This window comes from Buttiauxella sp. AC038 (assembly GCF_979253565.1).
The window spans coordinates 2,785,236-2,801,965 of the sequence record NZ_CEEDCQ010000001.1 but is presented as its reverse complement, the minus strand read 5'-3'; the positions used below and the strand labels follow the sequence as shown (position 1 = coordinate 2,801,965).

At 47.1% G+C, this 16,730-nt stretch carries 12 protein-coding genes; 3 read left to right on the top strand and 9 right to left on the bottom strand.

Annotated features, from left to right (window positions below):
* Window positions 1-140 precede the first annotated feature (140 nt).
* On the top strand, window positions 141-1,538 hold the full coding sequence (gene fumC / locus AC0IXI_RS13250) for a class II fumarate hydratase (protein ID WP_471682578.1): 1,398 nt from the start codon (window positions 141-143) through the stop codon (window positions 1,536-1,538).
* Between the two features lie 17 nt (window positions 1,539-1,555).
* Here fumC and tus read toward each other — a convergent pair whose 3' ends face one another.
* The 8 genes from tus to cho form a co-directional block, all read right to left on the bottom strand.
* A complete protein-coding gene (gene tus / locus AC0IXI_RS13245; protein WP_471682577.1) occupies window positions 1,556-2,485 on the bottom strand; it encodes a DNA replication terminus site-binding protein in 930 nt (309 codons plus the stop codon).
* Window positions 2,486-2,588: 103 nt separating this feature from the next.
* Entirely contained in the window at window positions 2,589-3,905 is a 1,317-nt protein-coding gene (gene rstB / locus AC0IXI_RS13240; protein WP_064518594.1) for a two-component system sensor histidine kinase RstB, read from the bottom strand.
* 181 nt (window positions 3,906-4,086) lie between these two features.
* Entirely contained in the window at window positions 4,087-6,198 is a 2,112-nt protein-coding gene (locus AC0IXI_RS13235) for an EAL domain-containing protein (RefSeq protein ID WP_134182907.1), read from the bottom strand.
* Window positions 6,199-6,627: 429 nt separating this feature from the next.
* Window positions 6,628-7,356 (bottom strand): two-component system response regulator RstA, encoded by a 729-nt coding sequence (gene rstA, locus AC0IXI_RS13230; protein ID WP_064518596.1) that lies wholly within the window; start codon window positions 7,354-7,356, stop codon window positions 6,628-6,630.
* 75 nt (window positions 7,357-7,431) lie between these two features.
* Window positions 7,432-8,157 carry a dihydromonapterin reductase gene (gene folM, locus AC0IXI_RS13225; protein WP_064518597.1) on the bottom strand — a complete coding sequence of 242 codons (726 nt, stop codon included), beginning with the start codon at window positions 8,155-8,157 and terminating at the stop codon, window positions 7,432-7,434.
* A 31-nt stretch (window positions 8,158-8,188) separates the two neighbouring features.
* Window positions 8,189-9,571, bottom strand: a complete 1,383-nt coding sequence (locus tag AC0IXI_RS13220) for an amino acid permease (RefSeq protein WP_064518598.1) — start codon at window positions 9,569-9,571, stop codon at window positions 8,189-8,191.
* Window positions 9,572-9,758: 187 nt separating this feature from the next.
* Entirely contained in the window at window positions 9,759-10,703 is a 945-nt protein-coding gene (ydgH, locus tag AC0IXI_RS13215; RefSeq protein ID WP_064518599.1) for a DUF1471 family protein YdgH, read from the bottom strand.
* A 410-nt stretch (window positions 10,704-11,113) separates the two neighbouring features.
* Window positions 11,114-11,941: an excinuclease Cho gene (gene cho, locus AC0IXI_RS13210; RefSeq protein ID WP_471682576.1), complete on the bottom strand. Its 828-nt coding sequence runs from the start codon at window positions 11,939-11,941 to the stop codon at window positions 11,114-11,116.
* A gap of 713 nt (window positions 11,942-12,654) precedes the next feature.
* Between cho and pntA the strand changes: the two genes are divergently transcribed.
* Both pntA and pntB read left to right on the top strand, forming a co-directional pair.
* Window positions 12,655-14,184: a Re/Si-specific NAD(P)(+) transhydrogenase subunit alpha gene (pntA, locus tag AC0IXI_RS13205; RefSeq protein ID WP_064518601.1), complete on the top strand. Its 1,530-nt coding sequence runs from the start codon at window positions 12,655-12,657 to the stop codon at window positions 14,182-14,184.
* 10 nt (window positions 14,185-14,194) lie between these two features.
* The gene (pntB, locus tag AC0IXI_RS13200) at window positions 14,195-15,583 is read left to right on the top strand and encodes a Re/Si-specific NAD(P)(+) transhydrogenase subunit beta (protein ID WP_064518602.1); all 1,389 of its coding nucleotides are present in this window, start codon (window positions 14,195-14,197) and stop codon (window positions 15,581-15,583) included.
* Between the two features lie 124 nt (window positions 15,584-15,707).
* Here the strand turns inward: pntB and uspE are convergent, their stop codons facing one another.
* A complete protein-coding gene (gene uspE / locus AC0IXI_RS13195; RefSeq protein WP_413498379.1) occupies window positions 15,708-16,658 on the bottom strand; it encodes a universal stress protein UspE in 951 nt (316 codons plus the stop codon).
* Window positions 16,659-16,730 lie beyond the last annotated feature (72 nt).

Here is a 16,730-nt window from a genome sequence, read left to right as displayed (position 1 = left end):
ATTCTTCGAGTTACGTCTGTGTTGGCTGCTCTCGCTTACCCGAATCACTTACTTATGTAAGCTCATCGGGATAAGCTCCTTTGCCGCCTTGACGCACCTCGAATTATTTTGGGGGATGCGAACAGTCTAAGGAGAATGAAATGGTAGCCAGTCGCAGTGAAAAAGACTCAATGGGCCCAATTGACGTCCCGGCAGATAAACTGTGGGGCGCGCAAACTCAGCGCTCACTTGAGCACTTCCGTATTTCCACCGAAAAAATGCCCACGGCGCTGATCCACGCATTGGCATTAACCAAGCGAGCTGCCGCGAAGGTAAATATGGATCTCGGATTGCTGGTGGAGGATCAGGGTAACGCCATTATTAAGGCGGCCGACGAAGTTCTGGCGGGAAAACACCCGGATGAATTCCCACTGGCTATCTGGCAAACGGGCTCGGGTACACAGAGCAATATGAATATGAACGAAGTGTTGGCAAACCGGGCGAGCGAAATTCTCGGCGGCGTGCGCGGCATGGAGCGAAAAGTTCACCCTAACGACGATGTGAACAAGAGCCAAAGTTCGAATGACGTTTTCCCAACGGCGATGCATGTTGCCGCTGTCATTGCGGTGCGCGAACAACTTATCCCGCAGCTAAACGTATTAAGAGAGACGTTGCAGGGTAAAGCGGAAGCTTTCCGTGACATCGTTAAAATTGGCCGTACTCATTTACAAGATGCAACCCCGCTTACCCTGGGCCAGGAAATTTCCGGTTGGGTAGCGATGCTTGAGCATAATCTCAGGCATGTTGAAAACAGTCTGCCGCACGTTGCCGAACTCGCATTAGGCGGCACGGCGGTGGGGACAGGGCTTAATACCCACCCGGAATACGCAGTACGTGTCGCCAAAGAACTGGCAGAAATTACCGGGCAACCGTTTATCACCGCGCCGAACAAATTCGAAGCACTGGCGACCTGTGATGCGCTGGTTCATTCGCATGGTGCGCTAAAAGGGCTGGCGGCATCACTTATGAAAATTGCCAACGATGTGCGCTGGCTATCTTCAGGCCCACGCTGCGGCATTGGTGAAATCGCTATTCCTGAGAACGAACCGGGCAGCTCAATCATGCCCGGTAAGGTGAATCCTACCCAGTGTGAAGCGGTGACGATGCTCTGCTGCCAGGTGATGGGCAATGATGTGGCGGTGAATATGGGTGGGGCGTCAGGCAACTTTGAGCTCAATGTTTATCGCCCGATGGTGATTCATAATTTCTTGCAATCGGTGCGTTTACTGGCTGATGGCATGGAGAGTTTTAATCAACATTGCGCGGTGGGTATTGAGCCGAATCGTGATCGCATTACGCAATTACTGAACGAATCACTGATGTTGGTGACGGCACTCAATCCACATATTGGATATGACAAAGCAGCAGAGATTGCCAAGAAAGCCCATAAAGAAGGGCTAACTTTGAAAGCTTCAGCGCTGAAACTTGGCTATCTGAGTGAAGACGAGTTTGATGCCTGGGTGCGGCCAGAAGAGATGGTTGGCAGCATGAAACAGTAAGCCCCACGCGCCTGCATTTACTCCTCGCAGTACAAATGCAGGCGCGGGATTACCAACCGTAGCGGTTGCGCATCCGGCTTATAGCGATGACGAATATTCTCCGCATCATAATTCAGTAACTCCCCCATATCCGGTGGTATTTCGCCATTATCACGATTACACAGCACCACCAAAGGTGACGGGCAGGCATGTTGTACCTGTTTTTTACGCGCCTGGTACCAGGCGCGGGCAACGGGCTGTACTTTTACCGGGCGTTTAATCTTCAGGCGTACGTTATCTGAAAGGCTGGTAATGGAGTTCAGCTCGCGGGTAATTTGCTCCGCCCATTGCTCACGGGTATAGGGCGGTACAGCGCGATTCGCTTTGAGGCTCTTTTCCAGTATTTCAATAACTTCCCTGCGTGAGTAATTCTTGATGATTTGTTTATTTGCCCAACCAAAATTCAACGTAGTAGGGTTTTCCAACAGTGTAATAGAGCGGTAAGCATTAAGGGTTATAAGCCCAGGAAGCTGGCGGTGAACCCACTCAAACCGCTGCACGCTGGGCAGTCCCGACTCCACGCTGATAATGTTTTCAAGCTCCTGTTTACGCTGATTAATGCGAAGAACCAGGGTTTGAGTCTGAAGGCGGGATGTGTCGTCAACCTGATAGCAAACCGCACCAGGCAGGCGCACAGCGGCTTTACTGCTGGTTTTCTCGGACTGCTGCTGGATAAACAAATGAGTGAAATGGGCGAGGGTGGCCTGATGTGCTTCTCTACCTAGTCGTTGTGTCACCTCGATTTTGCTTACCGCATCGTGTTCATTCCCTTTATCAACCGTAGGCAGTTGAAAGACACGGCCAACTAACAACCTGTAGCTGTCGAGTTGTTCACTGAACTGACGTAGATCTCGCTCGAGCTCGCGAAATGTACTGTTAAGGCGTTCAATCAAATCATATTTTGTCATTTCGCCACCAAATTAGTTACAACATACTGATGTTTGTTTATAACACAAGGAGATGAGCCTGACCATCTGTGTTGCAATAGTCAGGCAGGAGATAATGTGATTTTTAGCGGCTTGGCTTGATGGATGCCAGTGTCATTGCGGATTCAGTTTTAATTGGCCAGCTAAAGCGAAAACGCGCACCGCCCAAGGCACCGCTATCAACTACTACAGAGCCTTCCATAGCGGTTGCGACAGAATGCACAATTGCCAGCCCAAGGCCACATCCACCGGTAGCACGGTCGCGGCTTGGGTCGAGACGAACAAACGGTTCAAATACTCTTTCGCGTTCTTCTGCGGGTATACCTGGGCCATCGTCTTCCACCTGCAAAATCGCGGTTTGTCCATCAAGCCACAGGCTAATGCGTAATTTCTCGTTACTGTAACGCAGTGCGTTGTTGACCAGGTTATCTGTCACTCGTTCCATCAGACGCAGGTCAATCAGGCCAAAATTGCCGCTGGGTGGGGTATCCAACAAGATATCGAGATGCGGATGAATAATTCTGACGTCCGCAATGTGCTCATCAAGCCAGCGAGGAACGTTGACACTTGCCAGTTGTAACTCCGTTTGCGGGCGATCCAGACGTGCGTAGGTTAGCAATTCTTCAATTAACGCTTCCAATTGTCCAATGTCGCGGTTTAGCGCCAGTGACTCTGCTTCGGTAAGATTATCACTCATCTCGAGGCGATAACGTAAACGGACTAATGGTGTACGCAGTTCATGAGCAATTCCGTCAATCAGGAGCTTCTTACTGGCAATTTGCGCATTAATGCTATCGGCCATGTGGTTAAATGCGACGCCCAGGCGCTCAAAACTTGAAGCACTGTCGAAATGAATTCGCTCATCCAGATGTCCTTGCCCCAATCTTTGCGCCGCCGTTTCTAGTTTGAGCATGTCCTTCCAGTGCGGTCGCATCCAGATAAATACGGGGAAGGCGAGGGAGATGGCAATAAATGCCATCAGTGCGACGTCCAGTAAGCGCATTTGGTGTAAGAAAAAGAGATACGGTATTGGCCCTACGGCCAGTACATAGTGGCTGCGAGGGATGCGCTGGATAAATGTATATTCATCGTCGAGAGCGACAATTTCGCCTGCGCGCAGGTGATGCATGGTCATCTCATCAAGCTTGAATTTATCCATTGGCTCAATGTGCAGCTTAAAGGATAAATTAAGGTCGAGATCTTTAATGGTGCGGTTCCAGTCGCGAGGAGGAATTTCTCGCAACTCGCTACGCATTAAATACAGTGAGCTTTTCATCAAATCATCTAGCGACTGGCGACCTGCACGTTCGGCGGTGAATTTGTATACCAGGCCAACCAGCATGGTCATCACCAAAAAGCAGACAAACAGTAAAAGATAGAATTGTATAAATAACTTTTTCAATGAAAATCACCGGGTTATTGCGTATCTGAAGACTGGCCCCTGCTTTACAGGAGCGCTATGGGGATATGAGCGATGTCATTCTAGAATTTTCATACCCCATCTGGGAGGCTATGAAAGCAGGGTTTGCCCCTGCTGACAATATCTGGTGTGTGTTAGTGTGGTGTTTAATGAGAATGGTGGCTTAAGCGATTGCTTCAACCTCAGGTAGAGAATGGCCCGGCTGCATTTCCATCTTGTGTTGTTCCGCCAGAAGTTGACACACGATTTTTCCCGGTAAAGGGCGGTGGAACAAGAATCCCTGGCACAACTCAATGCCGGCCATTTTTACTAGCTCTAATTCTTGCTCAGTTTCAACACCTTCGATAAGTATTTCGCACTGAACCACCATACATAATTTAACTACCTGCTGCAGGAAGCTAAAGCCATCCGGCTTGGCCAGACCGAGAACCATCGATCTATCGAGCTTTATCTTGTCTAGTGGGTAGCGGGTCAAATAGTGCAGAGTCGAGTACCCTGAACCAAAATCATCGAGTGCGATTTTGATACCTAGACTGCGCAACTTTTCCATCACCTCTGCCAGACGTACAGGCTCTTGAATCTTCTGTGACTCCGTTATCTCAAACTCCAGACTCCAGCCAGCAGGTAGTGGTTTGGCCAGCACTTTGTTCACAATATGCAGAAGTCGATAGTCGACCAAGGTTTGTGGCGAAATATTGACTGACAGAGTCATGCTCTCTGTCTCAGACATATTTTCGCGTAGGTAATCCAGTGCGTTTTCCATCACCCAGAAGTCTATCTCTGGCATCAGACCTGCACGCTCATAATATTTCAGGAAGATAGGGGGAGTAATCTTGCCACTGTCGCACTGATGGCGGATCAGCACTTCAAGGGCGACAACCTTGTTATCAGATAAGCGTACTTGGGGTTGGAAATAGAGAATGAACTGACCACTGGATTGTAGCTTTTCAATTTGTCGCTGAGCTTCAATGTAGCTGTTTTCTTCAACAATATGACTATAATTTGGCACCATCTCAAAATCAGTTGGCTGAATGACTTTCATCTCACCGGTCAGTAAGTCCATGTCATTATTTACAGCGCTTTTTTGTTTTAATGTACTTTTGACAAATGGGTAATAAATAGCCACACCCAGGACGACAAGAGCAATATATAGCAGTACGGCGGCACTTGATTCTCCGCTGGCTAACCACACCTTGATAGGCCCTGGAGTTGACCAGCTCACGATAGCGGTAATTCTTGGAATGAAACTATAGTAAGTCGCGCCATACGCCACGATGTAAGAGACTAACGGGGTCAGGACGAACGGAATAATCATTACCGGATTGAGAACAATCGGAAAACCAAAAATGAGTGGTTCGTTGATGTTAAACAATGACATCGGCCCAGCGATGGTCAACAGACGGCGGTGTGGGCTGTTTTTCTGCATTAAAATACAGATCACTAAACTCAGCGTATTTCCTGTACCACCGGAATTACACCACATGTCGTAGAAGACTGGGCTGAGAATGTTGAGTGCACCACGTCCTGAATACCAATCATTAATATTTAATTTTGCAGCAGCAGTAAAGGCAACATCAATGTCCATAAATAGATAATAGCCGTGTAGACCAAAGAACCATGGAACACTGCGCAATAGGACGTATAAAATGCCATTTAGAAAGTTAGTAGGGTAAAAATAAAGTGACAGTTGGCTGAAAAAACTCATTGCATGATGCAAGCCAGTTTCAGCAGCAAATTTTATAATGCTGCTGAATAGAGCAACCATCATCAATGTAACAAAAAATGAAACAATCGTAACGTTATTGTTATCACGCCACTGGCGAAGTTTTAACAGATTTTTACTGACTATTTCTTGTAATACATTACCAATTATTCCGGAAGCCAAAGCCATAGGAATACTGATATCCAGGTAAAATTGTGCATTATCATCCAGTATTCGCCGGAAGATCATCAATGTGCTGATACTTAACGCAATGCAGTATATTTGTGACAGGCGGTTTCTGACGGCCCAATGAACAGCCACATAGATATTCATAACCAGCGGAGCGAGCGCTAAAAAACCAATTTGCAACTGTATAAACCACTGAGCTGCCTGGTCAAAACCTGCTGTTTCACAGAGTACCGATGCGGTGATGACTAAACCACGGACAATCGATAAGGGAACGATAGCCATTGTGCTGGCAATAATGGCATGGGCATAGCGATTGTTTAATAACTTGATTTGGCTGTTATTTAAACGGTGTAAAAGATTGTTTTGTAGCCACACTTTTATCACAAAATTACCTGAAGCAATTACGCTTGTAATGGTTTTTTAAACAGATAACTGTGTTGTCAAAGCGAGTTATCTGGTGTTAACAGAAAGGTGAAATTAGCTATTTTTCTACATTATTCACGGTTGCTTTCCCGCGAATAAAGTTTAAATCTTATTTTTGTTAATTCAGATAAGTAACAAAAAGAACACAAAGTAATAATGAAAATAGTTTTTTTGTGAAATATTCATCTGATTTTTTTTGAAGCAAATCACAGACAGAAATCTATCATATAAGTTAGGTGTATTTCTATACATAAGTTTACAGAATTAAAACTAGTCTGGTGGGTAGTGAAATATATGAGGAAGGATTTCGAAAGGAAGTCGTTGAATCAAAATAACCGCTCATTAAATGAACGGTTATTTCTAGCGTTAAACAAGTAAAATACAGAACACCTAAACTTCACTCTCCCAGGCGTGGGGGGCGAATAAATAACCTTTATTACGCACTGTTTTGATACGAAACGGTTCAGTAGCACTGTCGTAGAGTTTTTTTCTAAGGCGTGAAATAGCGACATCAACGCTACGATCCAGACCGTCGTAAGTCACCCCACGCAAGTTTTTAAGCAACGCATCGCGATCCATAATTTGCCCTGCGTGAGTCGCCAGTTCCCAAAGCAGATCGAAATCAGCAGTAGAAAGCGTGATGTTCTCTGAACCAAGCGTAACTTGACGATTGACCGGGTCAATACACAATGCGCCAAAGCGCATAGCTTTGTGTGGTTTAAGCGCTGTAGGGCTACTTTCAACGGTATGTTGTGCAGAAACACGTTGGCGTAGGTGCAAGCGTAAGCGTGCAAGAAGAACGGCTGGAGGCGTGGTTTTGAGGATATAGTCGTTAGCGCCCATCTCCAGCGACAATATGTGGTTCATATCGCTGTCCAGAGAAGTCAGTAACACAATCGGGCCATCCCATTGAGGACGCAGGTCACGGCACAATGTCATACCATCTTTGCCGGGGAGCATGACATCCAGCAACACAAGGTCAGGGCGCTGCTGCTGGATTGTTGCCTCAGCGCAATCACCGCGGCTTTCAACAATAACGTCAATGTCATGTTTGCCGAGATAAGCGGCAATTAACGCTCCTACTTCAGGATCGTCTTCTACGTATACGATTTTGTTCATAGCCCGATACATTGGATCAAAAAGAAAACATACACTGCAAAAGGTTTTAATGCCATAAATCGAGGGTAAACAAAATTATCGAAGCGGGCGGCCGCCATCAACACAGTGGGTGCGGCCTGTGACGTAACTGCTGTTCAACAGATAATTTACTAATCCAACTATTTCTTGTTCACCAGGCGCTATTTTCATCAAAGATTTATTCAATGCAGCTTTTCGGTACTCGATATCGTCATGCTCATTGAACATGATCATTGCAGGCGCAATGGCATTCACTTTGACTTCAGGTGCCAGTTTGCGGGCAAATGAGCGAGTCATATTATCAAGCGCAGCTTTACTGGCGGCATAGGCAATGTGCTTATCGCTTCCACGTTCTACAACGTAATCTGTGAAATGAATGATATCGGCACTGGAATGCCCACCTCCACGCAATAGTGGCTCAAGAAGATGATTGAGAAGATAGGGGGTGTTAACGTGAATTTGTAGCATTTCAGCCAGCGTCTGCGCGTGTGACGAGTGAGAGGACTCTGGAAGCCAGGCACTGGCATTGTGCAGAATGGCTCGCAGGCCGTCGCAACGCTGTGTGACGTTCAGGGCAAATTGCTCAATACCCTGATTAGTTGAGAAATCTGCGAACAGGCAAGTTGCCCCTGCCTGTTCTAGCTCATCTACCGCCGGATAACGCGTACGGTAGCTGATAATGACGGGTTGCTTTTGAGCCAGGAAGTGTCGCGCCAGTGCCAGGCCAATTCGTTTACCGGCACCAGTAATCAAAATAGGGCTGGCGGATGATGTTATCTCCATCGACGACTCCTTACTGTTGTTATCTGGTGATTTACTTCACCAGTACCCATGTTGCAGGAAACGCAGCCACCAGCATCAGGAAAATGACAGATCTTTCCTTGAAGTTAAGTTTGATGTCATGCGTATGCGTGCTGCGCGTATACATAAAGACTAATAATCCCGGCGCATACAATACCACCGAAAGCAGTAAATGCATGGGGCCTGATGCATACAACAGCCATAAGCCATAAATGCATGCCCCAAAGCCAATTGCTTTATGCAGAGGGCGTGTCGACACTTTTAGCAAAAAGGCACCGACCAGGAAGTAGGGAACCAGAATCATCTCTGAAGCGATTGTCAGCAGCGTATTGTAATCTGAGCCCGTCAACCAAATCAAAACCAGGCAAATCTGGACACTAATATTGGTAAGCCACAGCGAAGCAGACGGTGCATTATTCTTGTTCTGACGAGCAAAAATTTTCGGGAAGGCCTTATGTGTGGCTGCAAGATATGGCACTTCTGCGGCCATGATAGTCCAGCTCAGATAGGCACCACATACTGAAACAATGAGTCCAGCAGCGATAATGACTTCACCCCAAGGGCCCATCATTTCGACCATTAATCCGGCCATCGAAGGATTGCGCATTCCGGCGAGTTCCGGACGGGCAATGACCCCCAACGAAAGCAATGTGACGAGCAGATACACGCCTAATGCCGCAGTCACAGCAAGAAGTGTTGCTCGCCCGACATCATTTTTATTACGCGCACGAGCAGAAACAACCACCGCCCCCTCAACACCAATAAATACCCAAAGGGTAATCAACATGGTGTTCTTGACCTGTTCCCAAACGGGAACACCCAGCGCAATCCCGCTAAAATCAAGGGTGAAGGTACGAAGTTTAAAGGCCAAAGCGGCGAGAACGATAAACAGACCTAAAGGCAATAACTTCGCAAGTGTGGCAACCAGATTGATACTGGCCGCAGTTTGCACGCCGCGAAGTACCAGGAAGTGAACCATCCACAGTAGCACCGATGCCCCAATAATCGACTGCCAGGTATTCCCATCACCAAACAGGCGTAGTTCCGGCGTATCGGTGAAGAAACTCAGTGCGGAGAAAACAATAACCAGGTAGGAGACATTGGCGATCACTGCACAAAGCCAGTAGCCCCACGCGGAGAAGAATCCGATCAGTTCGCCAAAACCTTCGCGTGCATAAGTAAAAATTCCGCCGTCCAGATCTGGCCGCAGGCGGGTTAGCACCAACATTGCCAGCGCCAGCAACAAAATACCTGCACCCGTAATGGCCCAGCCAATCAGTAATGCTGAGGGACTGGCCACACTCGCCATGTTTTGCGGCAGGCTAAATACACCAGCACCGAGCATCGAACTCAATACCAATGCAGTTAATGCGGCGAGGCCAAGTTTCTTTTCCATAGCAGTCCCGTGATATTCAAATAAGACCCAGAATAATTATCATGTTTTTATGCATAAAAATGGTGGGTAACACTAAGGCGCGGAATTTTACGGAGTGTAGACGCTGCTTGCAATGACATGAGCCATAAAATGCCAGGGAAATAAAAAAAGGGCGGCATAGCCACCCTTTTTGCTACAAAAGCTGCGCTTATTTATACAAATCAGCGCTAATTGTCATGTTACCGCCACGTTCATCCCATTGACGAGTGATGTGGTAGAACTTCGCACCTTTCTTGGCCGCACGTTTTGCAACCTGGTAAGAAATTTCAGTACCGCTGCCATAGTGGCCAGTGAATTTCACGCTATCAAATGGAACCATTTGAGCGGCAGTCACTTTATTCAATTCCTGAATTTTAGTGCCGTCTGGCAGCGTTACAGTGTAACGACCACCTTTGCTTGTTTGTGTTTCAAAGAAGCGGCCAACATCAGAGCTTGGCATGCTGGAGCTTGCTACACCTGGAATCTCAACTTTGGCGGCTGCGGCGCCACCGGCTGCCAGCGCTGCTTTACCTGCTTCTGAATCAGCAGGAATCGCGTCAGCGCTTTGCAGAACACGTTTTTTCGCATCTTTTTTATAGATGAAAGCTGTAATACGCTGGTTACCACCTGAGTTTGCATCAACCTGGCGCACGATAAAGAAGGAGTCCGCACCTTTTTCTTTAGCTGCACGGGTAATCACATCGTTAACTTCTGGTTGGCTGCGGTAGAAGCCCTGGACTGTCACAGTATCGAATGGCTCAAGCGCATATGCCTGGTCTTTCGGTAACTCCGTCACACCATTAATAACGCGATTGGACGTATTTTCGGCTTTAGGGGCATCAGCATGATACACATCAGCGACTACGCGCCAGTTACCGCTGTTGCTGGCATCGTTAGTGCTCTGAACATAGAAAGATGCAGCGCCGATCTTATCTGCACGACGGGAAACAGCATCGACAGCGTCACTAATCGCATTAAAACGACCGGTGATAGTAATGCGATCAAATGGTTTAAGAGCCGCAGCTTGATCCGGTGTCAGTTCTGTTGCTGCCTGAGCAGACAGCGCCGTTAAGGAAATCAGTGCTGATGCCAGAAGGGTGTTCTTGAGCTTCATAAAAATAGTCCTTCGCCTTGCGCAAAATGAATACAAATACCGCATTCTCTGAGGGTTACCTGTTAGCCGCAGATTATTGCATTGAAATAGTGGCTAATCTACAACTGATCGATTTAGCTTGTGATGACAGGTTAACTAATTGATATTAATGAATATTAATAGTGTAATAACTGTCATGTACTTTAGCTGTTTTTCGGTTCAAAAGGCTGACTTGATCCGAGTCCAATCCGGAAATTCATGCAGAGTAGACCGTATATACCATTTGCGCATTCTCATGTCCCAACTGTCAGGCAATAAAAGCAGGATTTGCACCAGCTGAAAGCGCCCTGTAAGGGTGTTTATGACGCGTTTGGTTAGTACGGTGGTTATCTCAAGAAAGACGTGAAGCAAAGAGCAGAAGAATTTGCGAGTTAGTCTAGCTCAACGATTTTTACGGCGTCGCTCTGGAAAACATATCGACAAAGAATCTTGTAACTGTCCCGGTCAAAATGTGAGGGAGGAGTAATCATTGCTTTACCTGACTCCAGAGAGTTTACCGTTCCCAAATACAACCAGTTATTCAATATATGGTACTCAGTTTGATCTCCTGATTTCTCTTTTAACGCAATGCGTCCAGGGTATGGCCAACTCCGGACTCTTATCGATTCAAGAGAACTTCTAAGCCGTTCCTGGTGACGCTCAATAGTCTCTTTCCCGCAACACGCACCCGCACATTTGTTCAACGAGAAACGGAAGCACGGCCTGCCAGCAGTCAACTTTTCAAGGCCTAATACCCCACAACAAAGTTGTTCCTTGTCTGCCAACTCTCTTAACTGGTCTATAGCTGCATGCCTGGTTTTAAACAGCCCAAATAAGCCCTTAACATTTGTGAAGTCGGTTTCGCTGCTGAATACAAATTGTGTTGTTTGATCAGTAATACGAAGAGAACAAAGCTTTCTCGTCACCCGTAACCTTTTGTTGAAGAGTGGGCTGTGATTCTTTATGAGCTGGGACTCAAGTAACAGGGCGCCAATTTCACCAATGGTTTGGTGAAATTCAATACGAGTGGTCATGTGCAGTAATTTCGCTTCAGATTGCGTTCTGAAATGCGACTGAACACGACTACGAATGTTGATGCTTTTCCCGATGTAGAGAGGAAAGCTTTGATCCGAACCGTAGAAAATATATACACCAGGACTTGATGGAAGAGTTTTAAGTGTATGACGGAGATGCTCTGGATATTGATACTGTAGGGTCATGCTTTTATTGGCTAATTTATTTGAAAGTGGATTTGCTCAAAGGCGGCTGTTTGAGACGTCTGTAGATTGCGCGTGTTTTAATCAGTTCATCGTAATGTTCTCTCGTCATCCATGCAACTTTATGGTGTGTGTTAATTGCTCGCAGAATGTGTGTTTCATGGTTTTTATCACGTACCAGGGCTTCAGAAAAAGGTCTTAGAATTCGGTGTTCTATGACGAATGGGGCATGAAAAGTGGAAAAAATTGTGTAAGTTGGCAGGCTTAAGGTTGAAGGTTGCAACCTCTAACTACCTGCGGCATTTTGCACTCTGCAGTTATTGATTCCAGCTATTTTTCATAACGAAAATTTATAGCTTCATAAAAGAGTGCTTTGACCAGTAAAAGTGGTAAAGCTTACAACTTAATTGGTTAATGTAATGTTAAATGTGCAATTTGCAGCGGCGCAGAATCGTGAATTGCCGCACTGATGAAGCGTATTATCAGGTGTTGTAGATGAAAATTAGTCGAAAAGAGCTGTCTTAAGGCCCTGGAGCTAAATTTTTACGATAATGATACAAATACTGAGATCCTGATCTAGATCACAGGCGTTATTTTCAGTAGGTTATAAATAGTTTGTTACAGATGCATTTTTAATTGAACTGGTAACGGAACTGACGATTGCCAAGGCAATGTCTGACAAACCATCAACAAAAAATCAGATGGAAGGGAATACTATGCGTATTGGGGTACCAAAAGAGCGGTGGGCGGGCGAATCCCGCGTGGCAGCCACGCCAAAAACAGTGGAGCAATTGCTGAAACTGGGCTTCACCGTCACTGTCGAAAGCGGAGCGGGTAAACTGGCGAGCTTTGATGACGAAGCATTTGTACAAGTTGGCGCGACCATTTCAGATACCGCTGACGTCTGGCAATCTGACATCGTTCTGAAAGTGAATGCACCGCAAGATAGCGAAATTGAGCTATTGCGTGAAGGCTCCACGCTGGTGAGCTTCATCTGGCCTGCTCAGAATCCTGAGTTGCTTGAAAAGCTTGCCGCTAAAAATGTCACCGTAATGGCGATGGACTCCGTGCCACGTATTTCACGTGCGCAGTCGCTCGATGCCCTAAGTTCAATGGCTAACATTGCGGGTTATCGCGCAATTGTTGAAGCCGCTCATGAATTTGGCCGCTTCTTTACCGGGCAGATTACCGCTGCGGGCAAAGTGCCACCGGCTAAAGTGATGGTCATCGGTGCTGGTGTTGCGGGCCTTGCGGCGATTGGTGCAGCCAACAGCCTGGGCGCTATTGTGCGCGCCTTTGACACCCGTCCAGAAGTGAAAGAACAAGTGCAAAGTATGGGCGCTGAGTTCCTTGAACTGGACTTTAAAGAAGAAGCAGGCAGTGGCGATGGCTATGCCAAAGTGATGTCTGAGGCCTTCATTAAAGCGGAAATGGAGTTGTTTGCAGCCCAGGCCAAAGAAGTCGATATCATTGTTACTACGGCGTTGATCCCAGGCAAACCAGCTCCAAAACTTATCACCCGTGAAATGGTTGATTCCATGCAAGCAGGCAGCGTGATTGTCGATCTTGCAGCGCAGAACGGCGGTAACTGTGAATATACGGTTGCAGATCAGGTGACTGTAACGCCAAACGGCGTGAAAGTTATTGGTTACACCGATTTGCCAGGACGCCTACCAACGCAATCCTCCCAACTTTACGGTACCAACCTGGTTAATTTGCTGAAACTGCTCTGCAAAGAGAAAGATGGCAATACCGTGATTGATTTTGAAGATGTTGTTATTCGTGGTGTGACGGTTATTCGTGATGGTGAAGTCACCTGGCCGGCACCGCCAATTCAGGTTTCTGCGCAGCCTCAAGCTGCGGCGAAGAAAGCAGCTGTTCCTGTCGAAGATAAAAAACCGGCTTCACCATGGCGCAAATATGCGTTTATGGCGTTGGCGATCATTCTGTTTGGCTGGCTTGCAGACGTTGCGCCTAAAGAGTTCCTCGGCCACTTCACAGTGTTTGCGCTGTCGTGTGTCGTCGGTTACTACGTCGTCTGGAATGTTTCTCATGCACTTCATACCCCGCTGATGTCGGTCACTAACGCCATTTCAGGGATTATCGTGGTGGGTGCATTGCTGCAAATTGGTCATGGCGGTTGGGTTAGCTTCCTGAGCTTTGTTGCCGTACTGATTGCCAGTATCAATATTTTTGGTGGTTTCACCGTCACTCAGCGCATGCTGAAAATGTTCCGGAAGAACTAAGGGGTAACACATGTCTGGTGGATTAGTTACAGCAGCATACATTGTTGCCGCTATTCTGTTTATTTTCAGCCTGGCGGGGCTGTCAAAACACGAAACATCTAAGCAAGGCAACTTGTTCGGAATGGCCGGTATGGGTATCGCATTGGTTGCGACCATCTTCGGGCCAGAGACTGGCAATGTGGTCTGGATTATCGTTGCCATGGTGATTGGTGGTGCCATCGGTATCCATCTTGCTAAGAAAGTCGAAATGACCGAGATGCCGGAGTTGGTTGCAATTTTGCACAGCTTCGTAGGTCTTGCTGCGGTTCTGGTTGGCTTTAACAGCTATCTGGACCATGCTCCTGGCCTTGAGCCGATTATGGAAAACATCCACCTAACGGAAGTCTTCCTCGGTATCTTTATTGGTGCGGTGACCTTCACGGGTTCCATCGTGGCGTTTGGTAAACTGCGCGGCAAGATTTCCTCTAAACCGTTAATGTTGCCACATCGTCATAAACTGAACCTCGCGGCGCTGGTTGTTTCCTTCGCTATGCTAATCATCTTCGTGCGTACTGAAAGCGTTGGCTTGCAAGTATTAGCGTTGCTGGTGATGACTATCATCGCACTGATTGTTGGCTGGCACCTGGTTGCGTCAATTGGTGGCGCAGATATGCCAGTTGTCGTCTCAATGCTGAACTCCTATTCCGGTTGGGCAGCAGCGGCCGCGGGCTTTATGCTCAGCAATGACTTGCTGATTGTTACCGGTGCATTGGTTGGTTCGTCCGGTGCGATTCTGTCTTACATCATGTGTAAGGCAATGAACCGTTCCTTCATCAGCGTAATTGCCGGTGGTTTTGGTACTGACGGTTCTTCTACTGGTGAAGATGACGAAGTCGGTGAGCATCGTGAAATCACAGCTGAAGACACAGCGGACATGCTGAAAAACTCAACGTCTGTGATCATCACTCCAGGGTACGGCATGGCTGTTGCGCAGGCGCAATATCCGGTGGCAGAGATTACTGAGAAGCTGCGCGCACGTGGCATCAAAGTTCGCTTTGGTATTCACCCGGTTGCCGGGCGTTTGCCAGGCCACATGAACGTTCTGTTGGCGGAAGCGCGTGTTCCGTACGATGTGGTTCTGGAAATGGATGAAATCAACGATGATTTCACCGATACCGACACAGTCCTGGTTATCGGCGCGAATGACACCGTTAACCCGGCAGCACTTGAAGATCCGCGCAGCCCAATCGCTGGTATGCCAGTGCTGGAAGTGTGGAAGGCGCAAAACGTAATCGTGTTCAAGCGTTCGATGAACACAGGTTACGCAGGTGTGCAGAACCCGCTGTTCTTTAAAGAGAACACTCAAATGCTGTTTGGCGATGCCAAAGCCAGCGTTGAAGCGATTCTTAAAGCGCTCTAGTTTTATCGGTAGTTTGCAAAAACCGCCTTTCGGGGCGGTTTTTCTTTTCCGAAATTTTTTTCCGAAATAGCACCAATAAAAAATCCGTCGCAATGGACGGATTTTTTATTATTCAAACGACGTACTAATCGTCTTCTTCGTCATCCATTTCTACCGGTGTTTGGTAATCATCAGGTTTGATGACCAGCAAATCGCAACGCAAATGGTCGATAACTTGTTCGGCAGTATTGCCAAGGAATGCAGCAGAAAGGCCGGTGCGACCTACAGTGCCGAGCACCACGATACCCGCTTGCAAATGTTCCGCGAGATCAGGAATAACCTCTTCAGGTAATCCTTTCTCGACGTGAGTCATTTTCTCATCGATTCCAAATTTTTGGCGTAACGCTTTCATCGCAACTAAATGCTGGCCGCGAATAGCATCGTTATAAACGCTTGGATCAAAATCAGGGAGTTCAATGGCAATGTTAATTGGAGTAATTGGGTAGGCACCTACGAGGTGAACTTCAGTGTGGTTAACATCCTCGGCTAAGCGAATGGTCTCTTTAACCAGCTTTTCATTGAGCGCGTTGTGGTATTGCTCTTCACTTGCAAGGTTGACCGCAACGACCGCTCGGCCGCCTTCAGGCCACTGTTTTTCATTAACCATCCATACCGGGCTTGGGCACTTACGCAGCAGATGCCAGTCGGTTGGTGTGAAAATTACCGCTTCCAGTTTATCGTGCTGATGCGTCATTTTGAGCACCAGGTCATGACCACCGCTGATCACTTCCTGAATAATTGCCTCGAAGGGACGATTATGCCAAACCACTTTAATCTCAATCGGTATACCCGAATCGATGTAGTACTGGGCTTGTTCTTTTATCCAGGCTGCACGTTGGCTAATAACGCCTTTGCGCATAGCTGTGCGTTCATCTGGTGACAGAAGGGTGGTCATTTCGTAGGAAAAATCATAGATAGGCAGAAATGCTTTGATCCTGCCACCAATCCGTTGATGCAAATAAACAGCACGCCGCAGGGCGGGTTGATCGTCCTGATTAGGATCTATAGCGACTAGCATGTTTTGATACTTTGCCATACAGGTCTCCTTACAACTGCTTAACCACAGTCTGTAAATTAAGATTAACCCATATGTGATGAATGAAACAGG

Coding starts and splice junctions, on each gene's coding strand:
- fumC (WP_471682578.1), top strand. CDS start 141: ATGGTAGCCAGTCGCAGTGAAAAAGACTCAATGGGCCCAATTGACGTC.
- tus (WP_471682577.1), bottom strand. CDS start 2,485: ATGACAAAATATGATTTGATTGAACGCCTTAACAGTACATTTCGCGAG.
- rstA (WP_064518596.1), bottom strand. CDS start 7,356: ATGAACAAAATCGTATACGTAGAAGACGATCCTGAAGTAGGAGCGTTA.
- folM (WP_064518597.1), bottom strand. CDS start 8,157: ATGGAGATAACATCATCCGCCAGCCCTATTTTGATTACTGGTGCCGGT.
- AC0IXI_RS13220 (WP_064518598.1), bottom strand. CDS start 9,571: ATGGAAAAGAAACTTGGCCTCGCCGCATTAACTGCATTGGTATTGAGT.
- ydgH (WP_064518599.1), bottom strand. CDS start 10,703: ATGAAGCTCAAGAACACCCTTCTGGCATCAGCACTGATTTCCTTAACG.
- cho (WP_471682576.1), bottom strand. CDS start 11,941: ATGACCCTACAGTATCAATATCCAGAGCATCTCCGTCATACACTTAAA.
- pntA (WP_064518601.1), top strand. CDS start 12,655: ATGCGTATTGGGGTACCAAAAGAGCGGTGGGCGGGCGAATCCCGCGTG.
- pntB (WP_064518602.1), top strand. CDS start 14,195: ATGTCTGGTGGATTAGTTACAGCAGCATACATTGTTGCCGCTATTCTG.
- uspE (WP_413498379.1), bottom strand. CDS start 16,658: ATGGCAAAGTATCAAAACATGCTAGTCGCTATAGATCCTAATCAGGAC.